The 22,694-nt window shown below is 63.7% G+C and carries 25 protein-coding genes; 18 read left to right on the top strand and 7 right to left on the bottom strand.

Annotated elements, in window-relative coordinates; genetic code table 11:
• Position 1 precedes the first annotated feature (1 nt).
• From lptA to ACDK93_RS15310, 4 genes are all read right to left on the bottom strand, one after another.
• Positions 2-520, bottom strand: a complete 519-nt coding sequence (gene lptA / locus ACDK93_RS15325) for a lipopolysaccharide transport periplasmic protein LptA (protein ID WP_458069760.1) — start codon at positions 518-520, stop codon at positions 2-4.
• Positions 504-1,184 carry an LPS export ABC transporter periplasmic protein LptC gene (gene lptC / locus ACDK93_RS15320; RefSeq protein ID WP_458069758.1) on the bottom strand — a complete coding sequence of 227 codons (681 nt, stop codon included), beginning with the start codon at positions 1,182-1,184 and terminating at the stop codon, positions 504-506. The genes lptA and lptC overlap by 17 nt, the downstream gene beginning before the upstream one ends.
• Positions 1,181-1,726: a KdsC family phosphatase gene (locus ACDK93_RS15315; protein WP_458069756.1), complete on the bottom strand. Its 546-nt coding sequence runs from the start codon at positions 1,724-1,726 to the stop codon at positions 1,181-1,183. Before ACDK93_RS15315 ends, lptC begins: the two co-directional genes overlap by 4 nt.
• Positions 1,727-1,809: 83 nt before the next feature.
• On the bottom strand, positions 1,810-2,820 hold the full coding sequence (locus ACDK93_RS15310; RefSeq protein ID WP_458069754.1) for a KpsF/GutQ family sugar-phosphate isomerase: 1,011 nt from the start codon (positions 2,818-2,820) through the stop codon (positions 1,810-1,812).
• A 241-nt stretch (positions 2,821-3,061) separates the two neighbouring features.
• Here ACDK93_RS15310 and ACDK93_RS15305 point away from each other — a divergent pair, with 241 nt between their 5' ends.
• Positions 3,062-3,301: a BolA family protein gene (locus ACDK93_RS15305; RefSeq protein ID WP_458069752.1), complete on the top strand. Its 240-nt coding sequence runs from the start codon at positions 3,062-3,064 to the stop codon at positions 3,299-3,301.
• Positions 3,302-3,386: 85 nt separating this feature from the next.
• Positions 3,387-4,646 (top strand): UDP-N-acetylglucosamine 1-carboxyvinyltransferase, encoded by a 1,260-nt coding sequence (gene murA, locus ACDK93_RS15300; protein WP_458069751.1) that lies wholly within the window; start codon positions 3,387-3,389, stop codon positions 4,644-4,646.
• 70 nt (positions 4,647-4,716) lie between these two features.
• Here murA and ACDK93_RS15295 read toward each other — a convergent pair whose 3' ends face one another.
• Genes ACDK93_RS15295 through purM form a run of 3 tightly spaced genes read right to left on the bottom strand, consistent with a single transcriptional unit; the run spans position 4,717 to position 7,201 of the window.
• Entirely contained in the window at positions 4,717-5,430 is a 714-nt protein-coding gene (locus ACDK93_RS15295; protein ID WP_458069750.1) for a DUF3108 domain-containing protein, read from the bottom strand.
• 56 nt (positions 5,431-5,486) lie between these two features.
• Positions 5,487-6,161 (bottom strand): phosphoribosylglycinamide formyltransferase, encoded by a 675-nt coding sequence (gene purN / locus ACDK93_RS15290; RefSeq protein WP_458069748.1) that lies wholly within the window; start codon positions 6,159-6,161, stop codon positions 5,487-5,489.
• Positions 6,162-6,172: 11 nt separating this feature from the next.
• Entirely contained in the window at positions 6,173-7,201 is a 1,029-nt protein-coding gene (gene purM, locus ACDK93_RS15285) for a phosphoribosylformylglycinamidine cyclo-ligase (RefSeq protein ID WP_458069746.1), read from the bottom strand.
• Between the two features lie 154 nt (positions 7,202-7,355).
• Between purM and ACDK93_RS15280 the strand changes: the two genes are divergently transcribed.
• From ACDK93_RS15280 to ACDK93_RS15205, 16 genes are all read left to right on the top strand, one after another.
• Entirely contained in the window at positions 7,356-8,339 is a 984-nt protein-coding gene (locus ACDK93_RS15280; RefSeq protein ID WP_458069744.1) for a DUF2066 domain-containing protein, read from the top strand.
• A gap of 163 nt (positions 8,340-8,502) precedes the next feature.
• Entirely contained in the window at positions 8,503-9,699 is a 1,197-nt protein-coding gene (locus tag ACDK93_RS15275) for an AI-2E family transporter (protein ID WP_458069743.1), read from the top strand.
• The gene (gene hda / locus ACDK93_RS15270) at positions 9,696-10,418 is read left to right on the top strand and encodes a DnaA regulatory inactivator Hda (RefSeq protein ID WP_458069741.1); all 723 of its coding nucleotides are present in this window, start codon (positions 9,696-9,698) and stop codon (positions 10,416-10,418) included. The genes ACDK93_RS15275 and hda overlap by 4 nt, the downstream gene beginning before the upstream one ends.
• Before the next feature lie 80 nt (positions 10,419-10,498).
• The gene (locus ACDK93_RS15265) at positions 10,499-10,852 is read left to right on the top strand and encodes a hypothetical protein (protein ID WP_458069740.1); all 354 of its coding nucleotides are present in this window, start codon (positions 10,499-10,501) and stop codon (positions 10,850-10,852) included.
• Positions 10,853-11,067: 215 nt separating this feature from the next.
• On the top strand, positions 11,068-11,253 hold the full coding sequence (locus tag ACDK93_RS15260) for a Flp family type IVb pilin (protein WP_458069738.1): 186 nt from the start codon (positions 11,068-11,070) through the stop codon (positions 11,251-11,253).
• A gap of 121 nt (positions 11,254-11,374) precedes the next feature.
• The gene (locus tag ACDK93_RS15255; protein WP_458069736.1) at positions 11,375-11,908 is read left to right on the top strand and encodes an A24 family peptidase; all 534 of its coding nucleotides are present in this window, start codon (positions 11,375-11,377) and stop codon (positions 11,906-11,908) included.
• Positions 11,909-11,913: 5 nt separating this feature from the next.
• On the top strand, positions 11,914-12,447 hold the full coding sequence (locus tag ACDK93_RS15250; RefSeq protein WP_458069735.1) for a TadE/TadG family type IV pilus assembly protein: 534 nt from the start codon (positions 11,914-11,916) through the stop codon (positions 12,445-12,447).
• A 30-nt stretch (positions 12,448-12,477) separates the two neighbouring features.
• Complete coding sequence (gene cpaB, locus ACDK93_RS15245) at positions 12,478-13,542, top strand: Flp pilus assembly protein CpaB (RefSeq protein WP_458069734.1); 1,065 nt, start codon at positions 12,478-12,480, stop codon at positions 13,540-13,542.
• Positions 13,543-13,559: 17 nt separating this feature from the next.
• A complete protein-coding gene (locus ACDK93_RS15240) occupies positions 13,560-14,885 on the top strand; it encodes a type II and III secretion system protein family protein (protein WP_458069732.1) in 1,326 nt (441 codons plus the stop codon).
• 17 nt (positions 14,886-14,902) lie between these two features.
• Entirely contained in the window at positions 14,903-16,171 is a 1,269-nt protein-coding gene (locus ACDK93_RS15235; RefSeq protein WP_458069730.1) for an AAA family ATPase, read from the top strand.
• Between the two features lies 1 nt (position 16,172).
• The gene (locus tag ACDK93_RS15230) at positions 16,173-17,468 is read left to right on the top strand and encodes a CpaF family protein (protein WP_458069728.1); all 1,296 of its coding nucleotides are present in this window, start codon (positions 16,173-16,175) and stop codon (positions 17,466-17,468) included.
• A complete protein-coding gene (locus ACDK93_RS15225) occupies positions 17,465-18,397 on the top strand; it encodes a type II secretion system F family protein (protein WP_458069726.1) in 933 nt (310 codons plus the stop codon). The genes ACDK93_RS15230 and ACDK93_RS15225 overlap by 4 nt, the downstream gene beginning before the upstream one ends.
• Positions 18,398-18,433: 36 nt before the next feature.
• Positions 18,434-19,390 (top strand): type II secretion system F family protein, encoded by a 957-nt coding sequence (locus tag ACDK93_RS15220; protein WP_458069724.1) that lies wholly within the window; start codon positions 18,434-18,436, stop codon positions 19,388-19,390.
• Between the two features lie 3 nt (positions 19,391-19,393).
• The gene (locus ACDK93_RS15215; RefSeq protein WP_458069722.1) at positions 19,394-20,311 is read left to right on the top strand and encodes a Flp pilus assembly protein TadD; all 918 of its coding nucleotides are present in this window, start codon (positions 19,394-19,396) and stop codon (positions 20,309-20,311) included.
• A complete protein-coding gene (locus ACDK93_RS15210) occupies positions 20,308-20,808 on the top strand; it encodes a DUF3613 domain-containing protein (RefSeq protein WP_458069720.1) in 501 nt (166 codons plus the stop codon). The genes ACDK93_RS15215 and ACDK93_RS15210 overlap by 4 nt, the downstream gene beginning before the upstream one ends.
• A 9-nt stretch (positions 20,809-20,817) precedes the next feature.
• Positions 20,818-22,608 (top strand): TadG family pilus assembly protein, encoded by a 1,791-nt coding sequence (locus ACDK93_RS15205; protein ID WP_458069718.1) that lies wholly within the window; start codon positions 20,818-20,820, stop codon positions 22,606-22,608.
• Positions 22,609-22,694 lie beyond the last annotated feature (86 nt).

Here is a 22,694-nt window from a genome sequence, read left to right as displayed (position 1 = left end):
GTTATGGCTGCTTGGAGGAAGGCGCGCTGCTGGGGGGAGCAGGCGGTGCGGAAGCGGGCTTGGGGCCAGCAGCAGGCTGCGGTTTGGGCAGCAGTACCATGTGCACCTGACCATCGCTGCCGCTGGTGCCGGTCATCTGCTGGGTCTGGGTGTTGTAGATCAGCTTGTCGCCGTGCGATTCGCCGCGGCCCTGCTGATGCACCACCGCATGGCCGGTAAGCACGGCGATGCCGTTGATGTTGTCGTAGTCCAGCGTGTCGGCGTCACCGGTCATCAGGTTACCGGCATCATCGATCTGCTCGATGTGCGCCAGCTTGCCCGGCCCGGCAATGACGTGGATATGGCTTATCTGCGTATTGGCATCGATGCTGACCAAGCCCTTGGCGCCGGTCATTTTCAACGTTCCCTGTGTCGCCGTGACATTGCCGGTCAGCGTGGTCACGGTATTGGGCGTGTTGAAACCATCGATGGACTTGGCGTCCAGGTTCATCGGCTTCTGCCGATCATCCTGTCGTGCCATCGCTGGCTGCAGGGCGAGCAGGCTTAGGAGCAGCAGGCCGAGCAGGGGACGGCTTGGGCGTGCGCGGCGGGAAGGTGATGTGGGAAGCATCGAGCAGCTCCAGATGGTTGTCGTTGAGACTGGCACGCATGCCGATCCCGCTCATTGTACGTTGGCCCTGCACGATATTCGCCGGTTCAGCCGTTTCCATGCGCTGTTCCTTCGGCCACGCGGTGACTTCGGACGTGTGCATGATCGTTTCAGCCTGGGCGACGCCCTTGGTATCGACGTAGGCCGGGCGATGAAGGTACACCGGACCCTGCAGCTTGAGCAGGGTGCCTTCCTTGTTGACCCAGCCGTAGAGCGAGTTGCCGTCCCAGTCGGGCAGGCCCGGGACCTTTGGCGGCAGCTGAAAAGTCGGTGTATTGAGATAGAGCGACTCATCACCTTCGCGCCGTTCGATATGCGGCGACTGCAGGCGCATGCTCTGTTTTCCCAGCACGTCGTACTCGGTGACGTGGCTGTTGATCAGCGTGTAGCCCGAGCGCGGCGGCCCGACAAAATCATTCGGCGCAACGGCCGGCCCGATCCACCATAGTACCAACTGACCGGCGCCGGCCAGCAGGCCGATGGCCAGCGTCGCGGCCAGCAGGCTGCGATCGCGCAGGTAGCGGCGAATACTCAATGGGATGGCACCGCGGCGGCGTCTTTGCCCTGCGCATGCAGGATCAGATCGCATACCTCACGCGCCGCACCGAGCCCGCCGCTCTTCGTGGTCTGCCAGTGCGCCTGCTCGGCAACGACCGGATGGGCATTGGCCACGGCTACCGCGAGCCCGGCGAGTCTCATCGGCGGCACGTCGGGCAGGTCGTCGCCGATGAAGGCGGCCTGCTCGGCCGTGAGATGGAGTGCATCCAGCAGTTCGAGCAGACAGGCGGCCTTGTTGTCCTGCGCCTGATACACGTGCTCGATGCCGAGCTCTTCGGCGCGCAGCGCCACCGGATGGCTGATCCGCGCGCTGATGATCGCGACCACCACGCCATTCTGCTTCAGCCGCTTCAGGCCGAGCCCGTCGTGTACGTGAAACACCTTGGTTTCGCGGCCATCTTCGCCATACCAGAGCCGACCGTCGGTCAGCGTGCCATCCACGTCGAATACGGCGACGCGGATATTGGCCGCGCGGGCCAGAACCTCGGGAGGGATGTCGGTAAGGTAATTATTGGGCACGGGATGATGTTCTGAGGAGAGCCAAGTCAAGAACGGCGTGTTTGATTTTTCTGATTTGCCAAGTGAAATCAGACAGCGCCAAATCAGACCACGCGCGCACGGAGCAGATCATGAATATTCAGTGCGCCGACCACGTGCTGTTCATCATCGACGACGAGCAGGGCGTTGATCTTGAGCTTTTCCATCAGCTGCGCCGCCTCGGCAGCCAGCTTGCCGGCGCCGATGGTTTTCGGCTCGCGCGTCATCAGCTCGCCGACCTTGGCGCCGCGCAGGTCCACGCCGACGTCGTCCAGCGCGCGGCGCAGGTCGCCGTCGGTAAACACGCCGAGCAGGCGCTGGTCGGCACCCACCACGGCTGTCATGCCCAAATGCTTGCGAGTCATCTCAACCAGCGCGGTGGTGATGCTGGCATCGGGCGACACCCGCGGCACGTCGCTGCCGCTGTGCATCACGTCGCTGATGTGCAGCAGCAGCCGTCGGCCCAGGCTGCCGGCCGGATGCGAGCGGGCAAAATCGTCCGAAGTGAAGCCGCGGGCTTCCAGCAGCGCGATCGCCAGCGCATCACCGAGCACCAGCGCCACCGTGGTGCTGGTCGTGGGGGCCAAGCCCAGCGGGCAGGCCTCGCTGGTAATGCTGCCATCGAGAACCACGTCGGCTTCGGTGGCCAGCGACGACTGGGACTTGCCGGTGATGACGATCAGCGGAATGCCCTGACGCTTGATCATCGGCAGGATGAACAGCAGCTCGTCGGTTTCGCCCGAATACGACAGCGCAAGCACCACGTCCTCGGGCAGGATCATGCCCAGATCGCCGTGGCTGGCCTCACCCGGATGGACGAAAAAAGCTGGCGTGCCGGTGGAGGCCAGCGTCGCAGCGATCTTGCGCGCCACGTGGCCGGACTTGCCCATGCCGCTGACCACGACGCGGCCCTTGCAGGCCAGGATGATGCGGCAGGCCTCGACAAACGCCGGCCCGATCCGCGGCCGCAAGGCCTCGATCGCCGATGCCTCCAGGCCGATCACCGAGCGCGCGCTGCGAACGATCATGTCCGGATCCAGGGCGATGGCGGCAGGCGGGGCGATGCGAGCGTTCATGTAGTCTCTAAAGAGAGGGAAAGTATCGGCAACCGGCGGTTTAAACCCGGCGCCATGATGACACCGAACAGCGGCCAGCCAAGTCGCGGGCCGCTTTCGCCATTTCTGCGCCACCTTATTTCCATTACCATGGCACATTCGCATTTTAACGTCATAAGCCGACGCGTTGGATTCCACCGTCGGCAAACCGGCTTATCGGTTGACGCCCAGTCAGCTGTCATTTCCGAGGAAATTCCCTTTCATGGATCCAGCCAGCATCCAGGCATTGATCGAAAACGGCCTCGCCGGCGCCCAGGTTGACGTCAGCGGCGCCGACGGCGTGCATTTCGAGGCGACCGTGATCGCCAGCCAGTTCGCCGGCAAGCTGCCGCTGGCCCGCCATCGTCTGGTTTACGCCACGCTCGGCGATCTGATGGGCGGAGCGATCCACGCGCTGGCGCTGAAAACGCTGACGCCAGAGGAAGCGGCGGCGCGCCGTTGATGTTGTCGCATTGAATTGAAGCGTCCGGCAGGGATGCCGGTTTGTTTTCGGCGCTCACGAAGGAGCGCACCAACCTAGGAACATGATGGCCAAGATTTTGATCAGCGGCGGCGTGCCGCTCAACGGCGAGGTCGGCATTTCCGGCGCCAAGAACGCCGTACTGCCGATACTCGCCGGCTGCCTGCTGGCGGACGAACCCGTCAGCATCGGCAACGTGCCGCACCTGCACGACGTCACCACGTTCATTGAACTGCTGGGCCAGATGGGCGTGCAGCTGGTGCTGGACGACCGCATGAAGATGCACGTCGACCCGCGCACCACCAGCACCTGCGTGGCGCCTTACGATCTGGTGCGCACCATGCGCGCCTCGATCCTGGTGCTCGGTCCGCTGGTGGCGCGCTTCGGTCAGGCCGAAGTGTCGCTGCCCGGCGGCTGCGCGATCGGCTCGCGCCCGGTGGACCAGCACATCCGCGGCCTGCAGGCGCTGGGTGCCGAGATCACGGTCGAAAACGGCTATATCAAGGCTCGCGCCAAGCGGCTCAAGGGCGCGCGCATCCTGATGGACATGGTCACCGTCACCGGTACCGAAAACATCATGATGGCGGCGACGCTGGCGCAGGGCACCACGATCATCGAAAACGCGGCGCAGGAGCCGGAGGTGGTCGATCTGGCCCACTGCCTGATCGCAATGGGCGCGCAGATCGAAGGTGCGGGCACCCCCACCATGATCATCCACGGCGTGGAGCGCCTGCACGGCGCCGAATACGAAGTGCTGCCCGACCGCATCGAGACCGGCACGTTTCTGGTCGGCGCGGCGATGACCGGCGGCAAGGTGCGCGCCCGTCACGCGCGTGCGGACACCCTGGACGCCGTTCTGCAAAAGCTCGAAGAAGCCGGCGCGCACATTTCCACCGGCCCGGACTGGATCGAGCTCGACATGCAGGGCCGCCGGCCGAAGGCGGTCGACATCAGCACCGCACCGTACCCGGCTTTCCCGACCGACATGCAGGCCCAGTTCACCGCGCTCAACTGCGTGGCCGAAGGCACTGGCGTGGTCACGGAAACCGTGTTCGAGAACCGCTTCATGCACGCGCATGAGCTGCAGCGGCTGGGTGCGGACATCCATCTCGAAGGCAACACCGCCGTCGTCAAGGGCGTCAAGGAAATGAGCGGCGCGCCGATCATGGCCACCGACCTGCGCGCGTCGGCCTGCCTCGTGCTCGCCGGTCTCGTGGCGACGGGCGACACCGTGGTCGATCGGGTGTATCACATCGATCGCGGCTACGAGAACATCGAAGAAAAGCTTGGCGTGCTGGGCGCCAAGATCCGCCGATTGCCGAACTGATACATTCGTCTGATACCCCATAAAGAAGGCCGCATCAGCGGCCTTCTTTATGGGGTCGATCATTGCCGATTTATGGCCGGCTGAAGCTGGTCAGCTGCAAAGTGAGATCGCCGCCATCGGCTTGCGTGATCTTCACCGGCACCGGATATTTTTTCGGTACGTACCAAGCGTCGAAGCGCTTGCTGTCGGCATCACTGCGCGCGACTTTTTCCGCCTTGAACTTGCCGGCCGGCACCTCAACAAGGTCGGCACCGGTGACCTTGTACTGCTGCTGTTCGACACCCTGGCGCACGCCGACCGGCACAGTCACGGTCTGTTTGCCGCTGGCCAGCGCCAGACCGATCGCCAGCGGCAGGCTGTTGCGATCGGCCATGCCGGGTACCGCAGCGTAGCTGCCCGGACCCTTGCCCTCGTCCACGGTCACCTTGCCCGATGCCGGGTCAATGGTCATGTGTCGCTGCTTGCTCTTGAAGGAGCTTTGCAGCTTGTAGTCATAGCTGAGCGTCGCGGGCACGTCGTTCTGCCAGCGAAAGCGCGTGGTCTCCTCCGAGCTGGCGCTGATCATGGCGGCCATGCCGCCGGTGCCCTTGCTTGTGTTGCTGTACAGGTATTCGCCGTTGCCCGCGGCGCTGAGCTTGACCGTGGCGTCGCCGATCGGCTGGCCGTCGCTGAGCACCTGATAATGCGCGGTAAACGGCTGCGGGGCAGCGGCAATCGCAGCGCTGGTGGAGAAAGCCAGCGCAAGACCGGCGGCGAGGGCGGGGAAACGATAGGAAATTTTCATCCCGCAAGTTTTGCGCAGCCATGCTGAACGTGCCGTGCAGAGCGCAGGTGCGACGATCAGGCGCTGGCCAGCCCGTCGTCGATCCAGTGCAGCGGCCGGGCGAGGGCTTGTCCCTTCCATTGCACAGTGTCGTTTTCCAGCATGAGCCTGCCGGCGGCGATATCCGCCACCACTGCGACCAGCAGCCGATGCTCCAGCGGCAGCAGACGTTGGGCCAGCCGCTGTTCGTCGTCATCGGCTTCGATGGCCATGCGCACCTGGGCAATTACCGGGCCACCGTCCAGTTCGGCGGTCACGTAGTGCACGCTGGCGCCGTGTTCGCTGTCGCCGGCTTCAAGCGCGCGTCGGTGCGTATGCAGGCCGCGGTATTTGGGCAGCAGCGAGGGATGAATATTGATCATCCGGCCGATCCACGGCGTCAGCGCGTCGCCGTCGATGATCCGCATAAAGCCGGCCATCACCAGCAGCTGGGCGCCGCTATCAGCCAGATGGCTAAACAGCTCCAGATCGAAGGCGCGGCGGTCGGCGAACTGGCGCGGATCAAGCACCAGCGTCGGAATGTCAGCCGATTCGGCGAGTGCCAGCGCACCCGCTTTCGCCTTGTCGCTGGCGACCAGCACAAACTCGATCGGCAGGTCGCCGCACTCGCGCGCCAGCAGCAGCGCCGCAAGATTGCTGCCGCGGCCGGAGGCGAGCACGGCAACGCGCAGCGGCTGTTTCCGCGTGGACATCGATCGCGCGCTCAGCCGATGCGCACGCGCTCGTCGCCGCGCGCCGGTTCCACTTCGCCGATGATCGAGCTGGCCAGGCCATGCTTCTGCAGCAGCGCGCTGGCGGCGGTGACCGCATCGCGCGGCAGAATGACCGTAAAGCCTACGCCGCAGTTGAAGGTGCGCCACATTTCCTCGCGCGCCACGCTGCCTTCGCGCATCAGCCAGTCGAAGACCGGCGGCAGCACGATGGTGCTGGAGTCCAGCGCAATGCCCAGACCTTCGGGCACCACGCGGATGATGTTCTCCTTCAGTCCGCCGCCGGTGATGTGGGCCATGCCGTGAACCGTGCCTTGCTTGAGCAGATCAAGGATTGGCTTTACGTAGATAATCGTCGGCGCCATCAGCGCATCGGCCAGTTTGGTTCCACCCACGTCCAGATCGAGCGGATTGGCGGCGCGGTCGAGAATCTTGCGAACCAGCGAATAGCCGTTCGAATGCGGACCGCTGGACGCCACGCCGAGAATCACGTCGCCGGCGACGATCCCCTCACCGCTGAGCATCTGCGATTTTTCCACCGCGCCCACGGTGAAGCCGGCCAGGTCATACTCGCCCGGTGGGTACATGTCGGGCATTTCCGCGGTTTCGCCGCCGATCAGCGCGCAGCCGGCCAGTTCGCAGCCCTTGGCGATGCCGCCGACCACGGCCACGGTGGTTTCCACATCGAGCTTGCCGGTGGCGAAGTAATCGAGGAAAAACAGTGGCTCGGCGCCCTGCACCAGCACGTCGTTGACGCACATACCGACTAGGTCGATGCCGATGGTGCCGTGCCGCCCCAGGATCTGCGCCAGCTTCAGCTTGGTGCCCACGCCATCCGTGCCGGAGACCAGTACGGGTTCCTTGTATTTGCCCGAGAGATCGAACAGCCCGCCGAATCCGCCCAGTCCGCCCATCACTTCCGGGCGGAAGGTGCGCTTGACCAGGGGCTTGATGCGTTCGACCACGGCATTGCCGGCGTCGATATCCACGCCGGCGGCGCGGTAGGTGAGGGCGTCAGACATGGCAGAAACCGGCGTGGATTGAGCCGCGCAGTTTAGCATTATGTGAGGCCGGCACCGGGTGGTGGCTGGCAGTCGGGCAAGCTTCCGATGGACGCTGGCGGCGCGATTGGGCAGACTTCCCCCGGGATTTCCCCGTTCGAAGATATCCAAGCCCATGCGCCTGTCACGCCTGCTCCTCGTCACCCTGCTGTTCGGTCTTGCCGCGCTGTCGCCGCTGCGCTTGCAGGCGCAGGGCTCGCCTTATTCGGTCATTGTGCCGGTCAATGACACCAGCAATGCCCAGCGCGATATCGCCTTCACCACCGCGCTGGGGCAGGTGCTTGCGCGGGTCGCCGGTGGCCAGGATTTGCGCGGCAACGCCGGCTATGCCGACGCCACCAAGGATGCGTCGTCGCTGGTGCGCAAATATCAGTACCAGCGCTCCGCCAACGGGATCAGCCTGCAGGTGGATTTCGAGCCGGGCACGATCCGCCGGCTGATAGCGATGCTCGGCGTGCCCAGCGCTGGCGTCAAGCCGCCGGTACTGCTGCTGGTCGAGGGGGCGGACGGCAAGCTGTTCGATCAGTCTTCGCTGGGCAGCCTGGCCTCGTCAGCCAGCGCGCGCGGCACCAATGTCACTTATCCCGATGCCAGCAACCCGCCAGATGCCGGCAAGGCAGCTGCCGCCGATGCCGCGACGCTGGCCGCGATCAATCAGCAGTACCACACCGGCCTGGTGCTGGTGGGCAAGCTGCACAATGGCGGCGCCTCGTGGACTCTGATTTCCGGCGGCCAGCCGCAGACCTGGAGCAACAAGGGCGCCACCGAAGACGCCGTGCTTGGCGATGCCGGCAACGGCATGGTCGATCGCCTCGGCAAGCAGCTCAATGTGATCGGCTCCGGCGTCAGCGAGGGCAAGGTCTGGGTCGATGGCCTCAAATCGGCGATGGATTACGCCAGCCTGCTGTCTGCGCTGCGTGCCGATCCGTCGGTGAGCAGCGTCAGTACGATCGGCGCTCAGAACGACGGCGTGCTGCTCGACGTCAAGGCGTCGGTACCGCTGAGCGCGCTGGCTGCCAACCTCGCCGCGGGCGGCCGCCTGCTGCTGTCGAAAACGGCGCACGACGGCGCTGACGCGACGCTGAGCTGGCTGCACTGAAAGACCGGATCGGTCGCGATTTTGGGGTGGGAGTTCGGGGCATTCGTTGGTTACTGAACTTATTGCGACCATTTTTTGACGCGCGCCTATTTGGCGACGATCGATTTTTTCTGTTTCCAGACCCATCCATCGGCATCCTTTGATCCGGTTCTAGGCGCTTCCCATGAACACACCCGCGACGCACGACACCATCTCCCGCCGCTGGCAGATGCTCGCCATCATCGCCGTCATCGTTTATTTGCTCTGGCTGTTGTCGCCAGTGCTGATGCCTTTTGCTGTTGCCGGCATGCTGGCGTACCTGGGCGATCCGCTAGCCGATCGGCTGGAGCGGCTGGGCCTCAGCCGCGCGCTGGCGGCGAGCATCGTGTTCCTCGTACTGGTCGTCGTCTTTGTAGTGGTGCTGCTGCTGCTGATTCCGCTGATATCGCGGCAGGTCGAAAACCTCATTTCCAACTGGCCGCACTACGCAGATTGGGCGCAGAACACCGCGTGGCCGTGGGTGCAGACCAAGCTGCATCTGGATCCCAAGATGTTCCAGAGCGACCAGCTGATGGCCGACATCAAGGCGCACATCGGCTCGATCGGCAGCATTGCGACCGAAGTGCTGGGCAAGGTGTCGCGTTCGGGTCTGGGCATCGTGCTGTGGCTGACCAATCTGGTGCTGATTCCGGTGGTTGCGTTTTATCTGCTGCGCGACTGGGACCGCATGGTCGCCGCGATTGACCGCATGCTGCCGCGGTCGATCCAGCCGACCATCGCCTATCTTGCGCATGAATCGGACAAGGTGCTGGGCGCTTTCGTGCGCGGGCAGCTGCTGGTCATGCTGGCGCTGGGTATCTTTTACGGCGGGGCGCTGTCGCTGGTGGGCATATCGGTTGGCCTGCTGATCGGCATCGTGGCGGGTCTGCTGAGCTTTGTGCCGTACCTCGGTTTTATTGTCGGCTTCGGCGGCGCGGTCATCGCCGTGCTGGTGCAGTACGGCGATGTGACGCACTTGCTGATCGTCTGTGGCGTGTTCGTAGTGGGCCAGCTGCTGGAAGGCTATGTGCTGGTGCCGAAGCTGGTCGGCGACAAGATCGGCCTGCATCCGGTGGCGGTGATCTTTGCGGTGCTGGCTGGCGGCGAGCTGTTTGGGTTTCTTGGCGTGCTGCTGGCCTTGCCCGCCGCGTCGGTGATCATGGTGCTGCTGCGCTATCTGGTGGAGCGCTATCGCCAGAGCGAGCTGTACACCGAGGAGGGCGAAGACGATCCGGTCATCGCCGAAGTCGATATCGTCGTGCACAACGCTGATGGCAGCACTGTCGAGAGCGAAGCGGCGCTACCGCTGAAACCCGGTCAGGTTCCTCCAGTCCAGTCATGACGTCGCAGCTGCCGCTCGCACTGCGCTGGCCGCGCCGCCAGCGGTTCGAGCATTTCCATGCTGGTGCCAATGCGGCCGCGGTTGCCGCCGTGCAGGCGTTGGCGATGGAAGCTGCTGCGCCGTGGGTCTATCTGCACGGCGCCGCGGGCAGCGGGCGCAGTCATCTGCTAGTGGCGGCGTGTCAGGCTGCACACGCTGCAGGCCGGGTAGTGCAATACCTCCCGCTGTCGGCGCTGGGCGACAAGGCGGCCGCGCTGCGCGGCGTCGTCGGTAGCGAGCTGCTGGCGCTCGACGACTTGGGCGCGATCGCCGGCGACCGACACGCCGAGCATGCGCTGTTCGACCTCTACAATCGCGCCAGGGCCGAAGGCAGCGCATTGCTGTTCGCTGCCGACGCCACGCCATCGCAGCTGAATCTGACGCTGCCTGATCTGCGCTCGCGCCTCGGCGCGTGCACGCATTTCGCACTCAAGCCGCTGGACGACGACGAGCGCCGCGCCGTATTGAAGGCTCAGGCAACGGCGCGCGGTATCCAGCTCGATGACAGCGTGCTGGACTGGTTGTTCTCTCGCTATGCGCGTGATCTTGGTGCACTGCTTGAGCTGCTGGACCGGCTCGATCAAGCATCGCTGGCGGCACGGCGGAGGATCACCGTGCCGTTCCTGCGGGATTTTCTTCGGCAGGCCGCCGATGGCGACCAAATGAATAGGGGCTCCTGACGCCGAGCTGCTCAGTCAGCTTCGCACACTCGATGTCCCGGGCGCCTTGATGGCGCCTTTTTTTGCTCCGGGAAGTCCAAATGCGCCTGCAGGCCCTGAGGCGTTCGGTCTATTGGGATAGCGGCTTTTTCGTTTCGGAAATGCTCAACCCGGCCGTCTGGCGACAGGCTGTCTTTATTTCTGGACAAAGCCTGTTCTCGAAACGTTGTGCGCAGATCTCCGGCACCGCACGCGGCCAGAAGTGCCAAAAAACGGCATATAGAAATCGCCGTCACCAGTGCCGTTTTTGTGCATCGTCATTCAGGAAATTGGCAGAAAGTGAATGTCGAAAGCTCGTGAAGGCAGAAAGTGCCGATACAAATCACAAAATGAGCAGATTTACTCAGTGGATAACAACACTGGGCATGCTTAATGCAGGCTTATTTGTAAAGTAAACAAGTTATCGGATAAATGAGGTCATTACCGATCTGCAGGTTTTGACAGGTCCAGATTCGGCTGGGTTGATTATCGCGTCGACGATCAGTTTGATGGATTTTTATACGGGGTGGGTCATCCTGCGGCAATCACCGCGGGTCTGTCGAACGGTAACGGATTTTAACCGTTCATTCTCTTGGTCGCAGAAGGAGCATGTTGCTCCGGAGGTATTGAAATGAATGCATCAATCAGCAAATTTCTTCGCGAAGAAGACGGCATTACGGCGCTTGAATACGGCATTCTTGCTGCGCTGGTGGCAACGGCCTTGGCCGGCATATTTCTTCCACAGCTGGAGACACTTTACACAACGTTGTTTACCAATATGACGAGCGCTGTGACCGCAGCGGCGACAGCGAAATAAATTCGTTCTTTGGGTTTTTGGAAGGCTCTTATTTCGGATGAGATTTAAATTCTCTTATTCCGCGTAGCTTTTCATCTATCTATAGGCTTGGTTGATTGCTCGTTACCCCTAGGGCTTCCAGATGCCATCCCCCTTGCAAGCCGCGGCTATGTTTCTGTGCTTTTTAACCATAGCCAGCGACTTTATCGAGCATCGGGTTAGAAACGCATGGTTGATTGCTGCGCTGGTAACCGGGTCGGGGTGGATAATCTGGTCATGGCTGAATAAAAACGGCCCTGCGCCATGGATGGCGGTAGCGGGATTGTTGACCGGCTTTTTGGTGCTGCTGCCTTTTTACGTCATGCGCTGGATGGGGGCAGGTGATGTGAAGTTTTTTGCCACGCTGGGTTTCCTGCTGGGTGGCAAGGCATTGCTGCCGATATGGATCATCGCCAGCATGCTGGGGGGGCTACACGCGGTTGCGATCCTGCTGTCCCGCTATCTCATGCGTCATGCCGGCTCCGGACTGGCGGCGATGCAGGCGCAGGTTGGCCAGTCGCATTTCTGGCGGAGCGTGCTTGCGGCCAGGAACGGACGCAAAGGTTTGCCCTATGCCGCCTACATGGCCATCGGCGCACTGCTGACGATGAAATTTACGGGTTTGACGCACTGGTGACGCTGATGAACATCGCGATTCGCTCGGTTTCCGCTGTCTACGCCGCAAATGCTTCCGTCGGCACGAAGGGTCGCGGGTGTGTTGCGGCAACACGCTACAGGCAACGCGGCGTGATGGCGATCGAATACGCGCTGGTCTTTGTTTTCGGGCTGTTGCCGCTGCTGCTGCTGACGATTTCCGGCGTGCTGATTTTTGCGGCCAAACAGTCCCTGACGCTGGCTGCCGACAACGGCGCGCGCGCGGCCTTGCAGTACAGCGCGAGCAGCGCGGCTCGTCAGGCGACGGCTTGCGCCGTGGCCGAACAATCCATGCAGTGGCTGCTGAATTTTTCTGGCGATACCCCCGACTGCAGCGATGCGCCGATTGCGGTGTCGACCATCGCCTGCCCCTCCAACGCAAGTCTGAGCTGCGTGCAGGTCGTCACCTCTTTCAACTACGCGGCACACCCTTTTATCCCGGGCACGCAAGCTGTTTACAAAGGGCTGCTGGATTCCATCAGCAGCTCCGCCATCGTCCAGCTCGACAGCACGGGCCCCTGACGACCGCCCGCCGATCCGGAGATTCATCGAATGCCGAAATTCACCCGCATAGCGGCTTTGTTACTGGTGGCAGTGGCCGTCGTGCTGGCCATTCTGGCGTTCAGCATCGGCCGACGCGCGTCAACGCCAGTGGTCGCCGATGCGTCGGCGACGCACGCCCTTGGCTTTGGGCAGGAGCCGGCCATGGTGCCGGTGGTTGTCGCGGCAACGACGCTGCCGGCCGGTACGCCGCTGGCCTCCTCCTCGCTGAAGCTGGTGAACTGGACTCAGCGCCCCGCCGATGGCTACGGCGATGTGGATGCCGTGGTAGGTGGTGTGCCTTTGATCGATATTTCGGCCGGCATGGCGGTGACCTCCAGAGTGCTCGCTCGTGGACTGTCGATGGCCCTGAAGCCCGGCGAGCGCGCGGTGGCAGTGCCGGTGGATGAGCAGGCCGGCGCGGGCAATCGCATCGTGCCGGGCGACTATGTCGATGTGTTCGTCAGCCTGAAGGCACCGCCGACGATGACTTATCAGCCTTCCGCGCACGGGACTTCGATCGATACATCGCAGACGCGACTGCTGCTGTCGCGCCTGCGCGTGCTGGCCTACGGCAGTGACGATCTGCCGTCATCGGCGGCAGGCGCCGCGTCGTCGTCTGCCGCCGATGACGGCAAGCCGAAGTCGGCGGGAGAAGGGGGCGCCCGCCAGGTTTCTGCAACGACCCAGCCTCCTAGCTCGCCGAAGGACGTGCCGCATACCGCTGTGCTCGCGGTGCCGGTAGGCGAGGCCAGTCAGCTCCTGCTGGGCGTGCAGAACGGCAAGCTGTCGCTAGGCGTGCGCCGGCCTACCGACGAGGGCCAGCCCGATGACGCGCTTTTCCCGCAGCCGCGACCGGTGCTGACTGCCCGTGCCGACCTGACAGCTGAGCAGCGGCAGCAGCTGCAGCAGCCGGAAAACCAGGCGTATGCCGGCATCGACGGTTCGGGCCTGGCTGGCCACGACCCGTTGGCAAAAAGCCCGGTCCGCAGGAGCAGTTCAAACCTTTCCCCCGGTATCCAGATCATTCGCGGCGCGTCGGACGACAGCGCCCGACCCGCCCGGACCAACCCATGATGAAACGGAGCTCATACATGACCTTGCCCGCGTGGCCCGCTTCGGTGCTCCGCCAGCGCAGCATGGCCTGCGTTCTCGCCCTGTCGCTCACGGCGCTGCCCGCGCTGGTCGTGACGGCAGCGGCCGCGACGCTCGATTTGCAGGCGCACGAGCAGCGTCCGCTGCGGCTGGCCAAGGATCTCGAACGCATCGCCATCGCCGATCCGGCGGTTGCCGATGTGGTGATGCTCAAGGGTCGTTCCGGGGCGTTGCTGGTGGGCAAGAAACCGGGGCAGACGACGCTGCTTCTCTGGCATCGTGGTGCGGCGTCACCCGAGCGACTGGTGGTCAACGTGCGCAGCGCGCTGCAGGCCCGGATGCCGGAAGGCGGTGCAGACCTGTCGGTCCAGGACGACAGCGCGCTGGTGCAGGGCAGCGAGCCAACGATGCTCGATCACGAGCAGACACGCGAAGCGGCAGCGGCCGTCGTGGGCAGCAAGGGCAACGTGCTCGACGCCTCCACTGTCGCCACGGGTGGCGTGGTGCAGGTCGATGTGAAAGTGGTTGAGTTCGACCGCACGGCGCTGAATCAGCTCGGCCTGAATTTCACCAATACCAACGGCGGCTTCAGCTACGGCATAACCAGCCCAACCGCCGCGGCCAATACCTCAGGCACCAGCGGTAGCGCGCTGACATCGGCATTCAACCTCGTGGCCGGCTCCACTACCGGCAAATGGAATGCAAGTCTCAACCTGCTCAAGAGTGATGGGCTGGCCCGCGTGCTGGCCGAGCCCAGCCTGGTCGCGCTGTCCGGCCAGAGCGCGAGTTTTCTGGCCGGCGGTGAGCTGCCGATTCCGGAGCCGCAGGGGCTGGGAACCACCACCATCGTCTACAAGTCGTTCGGTATCGGTTTGACGGTGACGCCAACGGTGCTCTCGGCCGATCGCATTGCGCTGAAGGTGGCGCCGGAGGCCAGCGACCTGGATTACTCCAATGCGGTGATTCTCAACAACGTATCGGTGCCGGCGCTCACCACCCGTCGGGAGGACACCACCGTGGAACTCGGTGACGGCGAAACCTTTGTCATCGGTGGACTGGTGAGCCAGTCGGTGATGAGCACGGTCAACAAGATCCCGCTGCTCGGCGATCTGCCGATCATCGGCGCTTTTTTTCGCGATCTGACCTACAGCCGGCAGGACAAGGAGCTCGTGATCATCGTGACGCCGCATTTGATCAAGCCGTTTGCCCGCGGCACCACGCTGCCGCTGCCCGGGCAACGCGAAGCGAACCCCAATCTGCCGGTCTGGGGATCGTTCCTGCTCAATCCGGCCGGCTCGGATCAGCTGCCCGGGTTTTCGCGCTGAGATTCGGAGTAACGATCATGCAGACCCGACCGACGCTCTACTCGATCACCAAACCGGAGTCCGGCGTGGATCTTCCGTTCTACTCGCCCGACGAGAAACGCGCCAGATACGTGGCGACCCGACTGCGCCATGTGGCAAACGTGCACTGGGTCGATGCGCGCGATATCAGCGGCACGCGCGAGCCGGTGCGTCTGACTGGCTCGCCGCTGGTCCTGCTGGATTATTCGCTGATGCAGGCCGAACACTCGTCCATGCTGGCGCGTCGGCTGATCGACGGCACGCCGGGGGTATCGCTGCTGGCGGTGGGTTCCCTCGGTACCGACAAGGCGGGCGTTGTGCTGGCCGCCTTGCGCGCCGGCGTGACCGAGTTTCTCGACGTCGATGCAAAAGACGAAGACATCAGCGAACTGCTGGCGCGGGTACAAGGCGAGGCAAGAACGCCTGCCGTCGCGCTGACGCCGGTGCCGCGTTCGCGCGGCCGGCTGGTGTTGCTGCTCGGCGTTCGCGCAGGCGTCGGCACCAGCACGCTTGCCGCTCATCTCGGCTCGCTGGCGAGCCCGGGCAAATCGGCGACGAAAGCGTCAGACGCTGGTGGGGCGCAGGTGCTGTTGCTTGATCTTGGCCGCCCGGCGGGCGATGCCACGCTCTATCTCAGCGTACCCAATGAATTTCATTACGAAAACGCGTTGAAAAGCGCCCGTCGCATCGATGCCACCCTGATCGGTACGGCTTTCAGCAGTCACGACAGTCGGCTGTCGGTACTGTCGCAGGCGCCGGGCACGCTGGAAAGGCCGGCCGACACGGCAGATCTGCCTGTGCTGCTCGACCGCTTGCGCCAGCACTTCGAGCTGCTGCTGACCGATCTGGGCGGCTTACCCGTCTCGGAAATACCGTTGCCCTTGCTGCGGGAGGCCGATGAAATCTGGCTGATCGCCGACCAGAGCATCGGCGCGATGGTGTCGCTGGATGCTGCCTTGCGACAGCTCGACAACAAAGGCATGCGCGACCAGCGATTGTCGCTGGTAATCAATCGCCATGATCCGGGTGACGGCGTCACCGCCGCCCAGATCGCCAAGCGTTTCAGCCTGCCGCTGGCGGCCCTTCTGCCCGATCGTTCCCGCGTGCTGCGCGAGAGCGCCAATCAGGGTCAATTGCTGCATGAAAGCTCACCACGTGATCCCTATGTGCGTGCGCTGAGCGGTCTGCTCGACAAGCTGCAAATCGACGGAGCGTCGCCATCGGTGCGGCCGTGGTGGAAGCAGTTGGTCGACAGGAAAGGCGGTTGATATGGACATCGATCTGATCCCCTTCGAACACACCCAGCAGTTTCACGACACGGTATCAGCCGCGCACGAATATTTATTGAACCGCATCGAGGACCAGCGCCTCGACATCGCCACCTGGTCGCAGGCGACGGCGAGCAAGTATGTCGGCATCGAAACCAGCGCCTTCGTGCAGGAATGGCGCATTCCGATCAACGAAAGCGAAGTGCAGAAAGTGGCGTCGGCGCTGCTCAAGGAGTTGACCGGATACGGTCCGCTGGATGATCTGCTGTCCGATCCCGAGGTCGAGGACATCCTGGTCAACGGCTATCAGGACGTATACGTATCGCGCCACGGCGTGCTCAAGCGCGAGCCGGTGCGCTTCAGCGACAATCGCCACGTATTGCGCATCGTGCGTCGCATCCTCGCGCCGCTGGGGCGGCGGCTCGACGAAGCCAATCCCATGGTCGATGCGCGCATGGCCAACGGTGGCCGCCTCAATGCCATCATCGAGCCGCTGGCGGTGAGCGGGCCGAGCGTCTCGATCCGCAAGTTTCGCCAGGATCCGTTCACGCCCGACGATCTGATGGCCCGTGGCGCGTTCGATCACAACCTGCGCGCGCTGCTGCAGGCGGCGGTGGAGAGCCGCTGCAATATTCTCATTTCCGGTGGCACCAGCTCGGGCAAGACCTCGCTGCTCAACGCGCTAGCCAGCTATATCCCGTTGAACGAGCGCGTGGTCACCATCGAAGACACCGCCGAGCTGTCGCTCAACCATCCGCATGTGGTGCGGCTGGAAAGCCGGATCGGAGGCTTTGACGGCAGCGGTATGGTGACGACCCGCGACCTGCTGCGCAACAGCCTGCGCATGCGCCCCGATCGCATCGTGGTCGGTGAGGTGCGCGGCGCCGAAGTGCTGGAAATGCTTCAGGCCATGAACACCGGCCACGACGGGTCGATGTCCACCATCCATGCCAACTCCCCCCGCGATGCGCTGAGCCGTTTGGAGATGCTGTGCGGGTTCGCCGGCTTCCAGGGCAGCGAGGACAGCCTGCGCCGGCAGATCGCCAGCGCGATCGACTTCGTCATCCAGATATCGCGGCTGAGCAACGGCCATCGCGTGATCTCGTCGGTGACGGAGGTGATCGGCCTGACCGACAAGATCATCACCACGCAGGAGATGTTCCACCACGAGACGTTCATCGACACCAGCGGCAGTGAGCGCAACCGCTGGCCCGCGCTGGGCTTCCATCCGCATACGCACAAGCTGGAGCCGTTCCGGGAATTTCTCCAGCGTACCGCCATGGAGGCGCACGGATGATGCTCACCCTCGTGCTGCTCAGCATGGTCTCGTTGCTCATGGCCGGCGCGATCGAACTGTGGTGGGGCAGCGCCGCACGGCAACAGCGTCGTCGGAGCGCGGCATTCATCGAACGCAGTCTGGCCAGCCAGGCGCATGTCGCGCTGCCGCCGTCGGTTGTCGCCGTGGGCAAGCCGGCAGCGCATCGCTCCCAGGCTCTGGTCACCGATGGGCTTTTTTTGCGCGCCGGCCTGCCGATCGGGTGGCGCCTGCCCCTGCAGTTGAGCATGCTTGGTCTTGGGCTCGCATGGCTGGGTGCCTGGCGCATTGGCACGCTGTGGGCGCTGCCAGTGCTGCTGGTGGCGTATGCGCTGCTGGTTTGGCTCTGGTTGCGTTCGCGAATCGAAAAGCTGCGCCGGCAGATGATCCGCCAGCTGCCCGATTTTCTCGACGCCGTCGTGCGCCTTGCCACGACCGGCAACAGTCTGCCGATGGCCTTTCAAACGGCATCGGGCACCGTTCCCATGCCGCTGCACAGCGTGCTTGAACGCACCATGGTTTCAGTCCGCAGCGGCATGGAGCTCGATCAGGCGCTGCAGCTGGCGTCGCAGCCTTATCGGCTCGAAGCATTGCAGCTGCTGCAGGTCGTACTGGGTACTGCGGTGCGCATCGGCGGGCGAGCCGACCACATCCTGCAGCGCATGAGCGATTTCATGCGCGATCTGGATCAGGCCCAGCACGAGTTGCGTGCGATCACCTCGGAGACGCGCATGTCGGCCTGGGTGCTCGGTCTTCTGCCGGTGGTGGTGGCCATCATCCTGTCGCTGTTGAACCCGGCTTTTTTTCATCCGATGTTTACCGAGGCGCTGGGCCGAAAAATTCTGCTGATCGCCCTGGTCATGGAACTGTTCGGTGGCTTTCTGCTGTATCGACTGGCGAAATCGCTGTGATGGGCTTTGCCTCACCTCAGGGGAGCTTGCGCCGTGATGGCTGAACTCTTGCTCGCATCGTCGGCCTTCGTGCTGGCCCTGGCCCTGGCGCTGGTGGCTTGGGGTCTGCTGCAACGCGTTCGCCACAGCGACCAGCACGAGCAAGTCATCAACGAAGCGCTGGCTCGCGTCCTGCGTCGGGGTCCGCAAACTGACGAAGAAAAGGGCACCCTGGCGGGCATCTTGCGGGCGTGCCGCCGTTGGCTTGAGTCGATCGGCACGCATTTCGAGGACGGTCATCTCGGCAGGGCGCTCTTGGCGAAAGAAGACCTGCTCCTGCTCGATCAGATCAGCCACAACACCACGTCCGGTCGCGCACTTTTTCTGGGTCTGCGCCTGGTGCTGGCGCTGCTGTTTCCCGTCGTCGTGCTGGTCCTGCTGCGTCCTTCCGGCGGGCGAGGCTTTGTCGAGCTGCTGGCCGGGCTGGCCACCGGGTTGCTGCTGCCGAAGATTTTCCTGAGTTCCTGGGCTGCGCGTCTGCGCAAGCGTGTCGACAACGAGCTGCCGCTGCTGATCGACCTGCTGCGACTCCTGCAGGGCATCGGCTTCAGCATGGACCAAAGTCTGCAGACGATTGCCGAACGCTTTCGAGCAGTGATCCCGCTGCTGGGTAGCGAAATTCGCGAGGCCAATGTTTCCTACGCGCACGGCCGGCCGCGTGCGCAGTCGCTACGCCGTCTGGCCGAATCATTCGATAACGCAGATCTGAAAAGCCTGGTGCAGATGATCCTGCAGGTGCATCAGCACGGCGGTGCCGTGCAGGAACCCTTGCGCGAATTTGCCGAACGGCTGCGCGAGCAGCGCAAGCTTCGCATGAAGGAAAAAACCGGAAAGCTCTCGGTGAAAATGACGTTGGTGATGATGCTGACCCTGCTGCCCGCGCTGATGGCAGTGCTTGCGGGGCCGGCCATCGTTTCGCTGATCGGCACCATGGCAAAGCTGAAAGGACATTAGATCGTGAAATCTTCGCTGTCGCGATGCGCCCGGCCTGCGCGGCCCGTCTTTCAGCCATGGGTACGGCTGACCGGTTTGCTCGCCATGCTGGCGGCGCCGATGCTGCTCGGGGCCTGCGCCAGCCGCGGTGGTTACCTCAATCATGTGCAGCCGGAACTGGCGGCCGCACCGGCGCCGCCGAGCGACAGGACCAGCAAGCCGATGTATCTGGATCTGATCCGGCAGATGCAGCAGCAGGGTGCGTATTACGCGTCGCTGGCCAATATCGATGCCTATCGTCAGCGCTACGGCAACCCGCCGGAGCTGCGGCTCCTGCAGGCGGAAGCCCTGCGCAAAACCGGGCAGGCGGACGCGGCGAAAGCGCTTTATCACGATTTGCTGCATACCAGCCAAGCTGCGGCCGCGTGGCACGGCCTTGGCATCGTCGCCGCAGAGCAACGCGAGGACGCCGTGGCCGAAGATGCGCTGGCCAGAGCGGTGCAACTGGATCCGGTCAACGTCGATTATCTGGGCGATCTGGGTTACCAGCGTCTGCGCGCCGGCCAGGTGGCCGGCGCCCATGAGCCGCTGGCCAAGGCGGCCGAACTGGCACCGGGCAACGTCAAGGCAGTTTCCAACCTGGTGCTGTGGATGCTGCTCGACAACGACTACACCCAGGCCGATGCCGCCATGCAGCAAGCCAACCTGCCGGAGGCCGCGCGACAGCGGGTGCGCGAGCTGGCAGCGCAACTGCAGTCCAGGCCATCGCCGACGCATCCGACCGTGGTGGCATCGCTCTCGCGTCATCCGTCGATGGCCGGTGCGGCACCGGGCATCGACTCGCCCGCGAGTCAGTCTTCGGCGGGAGCGGGCGATGGCGTGCCCCAATCGATGCTGGAGCGGTTTGGTACATCATCCAAGAGCAGCGAGGCTCAACCATGAAAACTCCCTCCCTATTGCGCCGTGCGCTTTCCCTCTCGACGCTAACGCTTTTTCTGCCTGCGATGGCCGCGGCGCAGCAGACGCCGGTGACCGGCGGGATGATGGCGCCGGGCGCCACGGCACCGCAGGCAGCCGGCGCAACGGCGTCAGCGCCATCGCAAGTCGTCGGCGCGCCGTCCGCAGCCGGCCGGACCCGGTCATCAGCCGCCGGCGGCTCGCCAGCGATGGCGGCACCGTCCGCGCGAACGAATGCCGTTTCGGCTGGCGTGGCGCCGCTAGCCGGCCAGCGCATGCACGCTACAGCCATTGGGGAAACCACGCGCAGTCTGCTGCAGATGCAGGTCGACGGCGGGCAGGCCGGCAAGCACCTGCCGATGCTCGGCGCGGAGGCCAGCGTCAGCTACGACCGATATCTGAAGAGCTTCAGCCACGATATTCCGGAGTTCTACAAGACGGCGGTGGGCAAAGACAGCAACGGCAGCGCCGGCGGCCAGTGACGCATCATCATGAGCGCCCACACGTCCAGCACGAGAGCACCGCAGGCACACCGCGATGGCGGCGCGGTGACGGTGATCGTCGCGCGCGGCGCCAGCGCGCGCCAGCGCGGCTCGATGGCGGTCACCATGATGCTCATGCTGGCTGGCCTGGTTGCCATGCTTGGGCTGGTCGAAATCGGTTATCTCTATTGGGCCAAGCGCGAAACGCAGAAGGTGGCCGATCTTGCCGCGCTGGCCGGCGCCCAGCAGCTGGCGACCTGCTCGGCCGACAACACCAGCAACGCGGCCGCGCTGGGCAATGCGACGGTCGATAACGGTTTTGCCGGCACGACAACGATCGACTGCGGCCATTGGGACAGCACCGAACCGGGCGATCAGCATTTTGTGAGCGTCACGCCCACCTCGCCGCTGAATGCCGTGCGCGTGCAGGCCAGCCTGCCGGTGGCTCCGTTTTTCGGCTTTGCTCATTTCAGCGGCATCGGCGCCACCGCCGTCGCGGTGAGCCGCGGTCCGCCGATCGCATCGTTTTCCGTGGGCTCCAGCTTGCTTACCGCCATCGATCCGAGCAGCACGCTGGGTCAAGTACTCAGCCAGGCGCTTGGCTCGTCGCTGGGGCTGCAGTTGCTGAGCTACAACGGTATTGCCAACGCCAACATTTCCCTGCTGGGCCTGGTCAAGGCTTTGCCTGTCGATGTGGGCACGGTCAACGGCGTTCTTACGAGCCAGGTCAGCCTCACCGATTTTCTGACGGCGTATGTGACTGCGCTCAATCAGAATGCCAGCGGTTCGGGCATCGACATGGTCTTCGTCAACCAGCAGGTTGCCCTTGTCGAAGCTCAGCTGGGCAATATTCCGATCAACCTGGGCAACATCCTCAACGTCGACGCGAATACGCAGGATCCCAACGTTGCGTTGAATACCAGCGTCAATGCGCTGGACATACTCAATGCCGTGCTGCTGGCAGCCGACAGCGCCAACGGCGTCGCGCTTCCTGCGACGAGCGTCAACGTGCCGGGGGTCGGGACGGTCAGTCTGTCCATGAGCGTTATCGAGCCGCCGCAGATTGGCGTGGGTGGCGTTGGCACCGTGGCACACACCGCGCAAATTCGGCTGGCCTTGAACATCTCCGCGCTGAGTACGCCGATAACCGGTCAGCAGCTGCTGGGCCTTCCGCTTTATCTCGAAGTGGCGCCCACCGACGCCACGATTACTGACCTCGAATGCAATGTGCCGGGCAGTGGGGGCAAAAACTCCGATAGCGTCACCATCAACACGGCTCCCGGCGTATTGAACGCGTTTCTTGGCACGCTGCCGGCGGGCGCCATCAACAATGTCAGCGAGTCCTGGCCAACGCTTATCTCGGCCGGAACCGTGGCGCCGCTGGTTGACGTTCTCGCGTTGGACATCAAAATTGCCCAATTGTCGGCGTCGGCCAATGTGCAGATCGCCACGAATCCAGCCACGCCTCTGATCTTTAGCGTGGACCCGACGGTTCCCCTTTCCCAACAGCCGGACATGACCCAGACGGCAGGCACATCGTCCGCCGTTCTTGGCACCCTGATTGGCAGCCTGCTCGGTTCGACATCGTTGAAAACCACGCTTACTTTGTTGAATGCAGCGGTTCCGCTACCCGTGGATCCGTTGCTGGCCACGCTATCAGCGGCACTGGCGCCGGTGCTTTCTGTGCTGGACACCGCGCTGGTCGGGCCGCTGCTGCAGACGTTGGGTGTCAACATCGGCACAGCCCAGGTGAACCTGCGCTCGGTCAACTGCAACACCGGCGCCCAGCTGGTGTACTGAGGAGCGTTCAAGCGCGAAACGCTTCCGCGGGCCGATAACCCCTTGACCCGCGGTGCGGCGCCTTTAGACTCGGCGAACAGGAAATT

The organism is Rhodanobacter sp. BL-MT-08 (genome assembly GCF_054161255.1).
The sequence above is the reverse complement of the archived record's forward strand: the minus strand, read 5'-3'. Positions and strand labels throughout refer to the sequence as shown.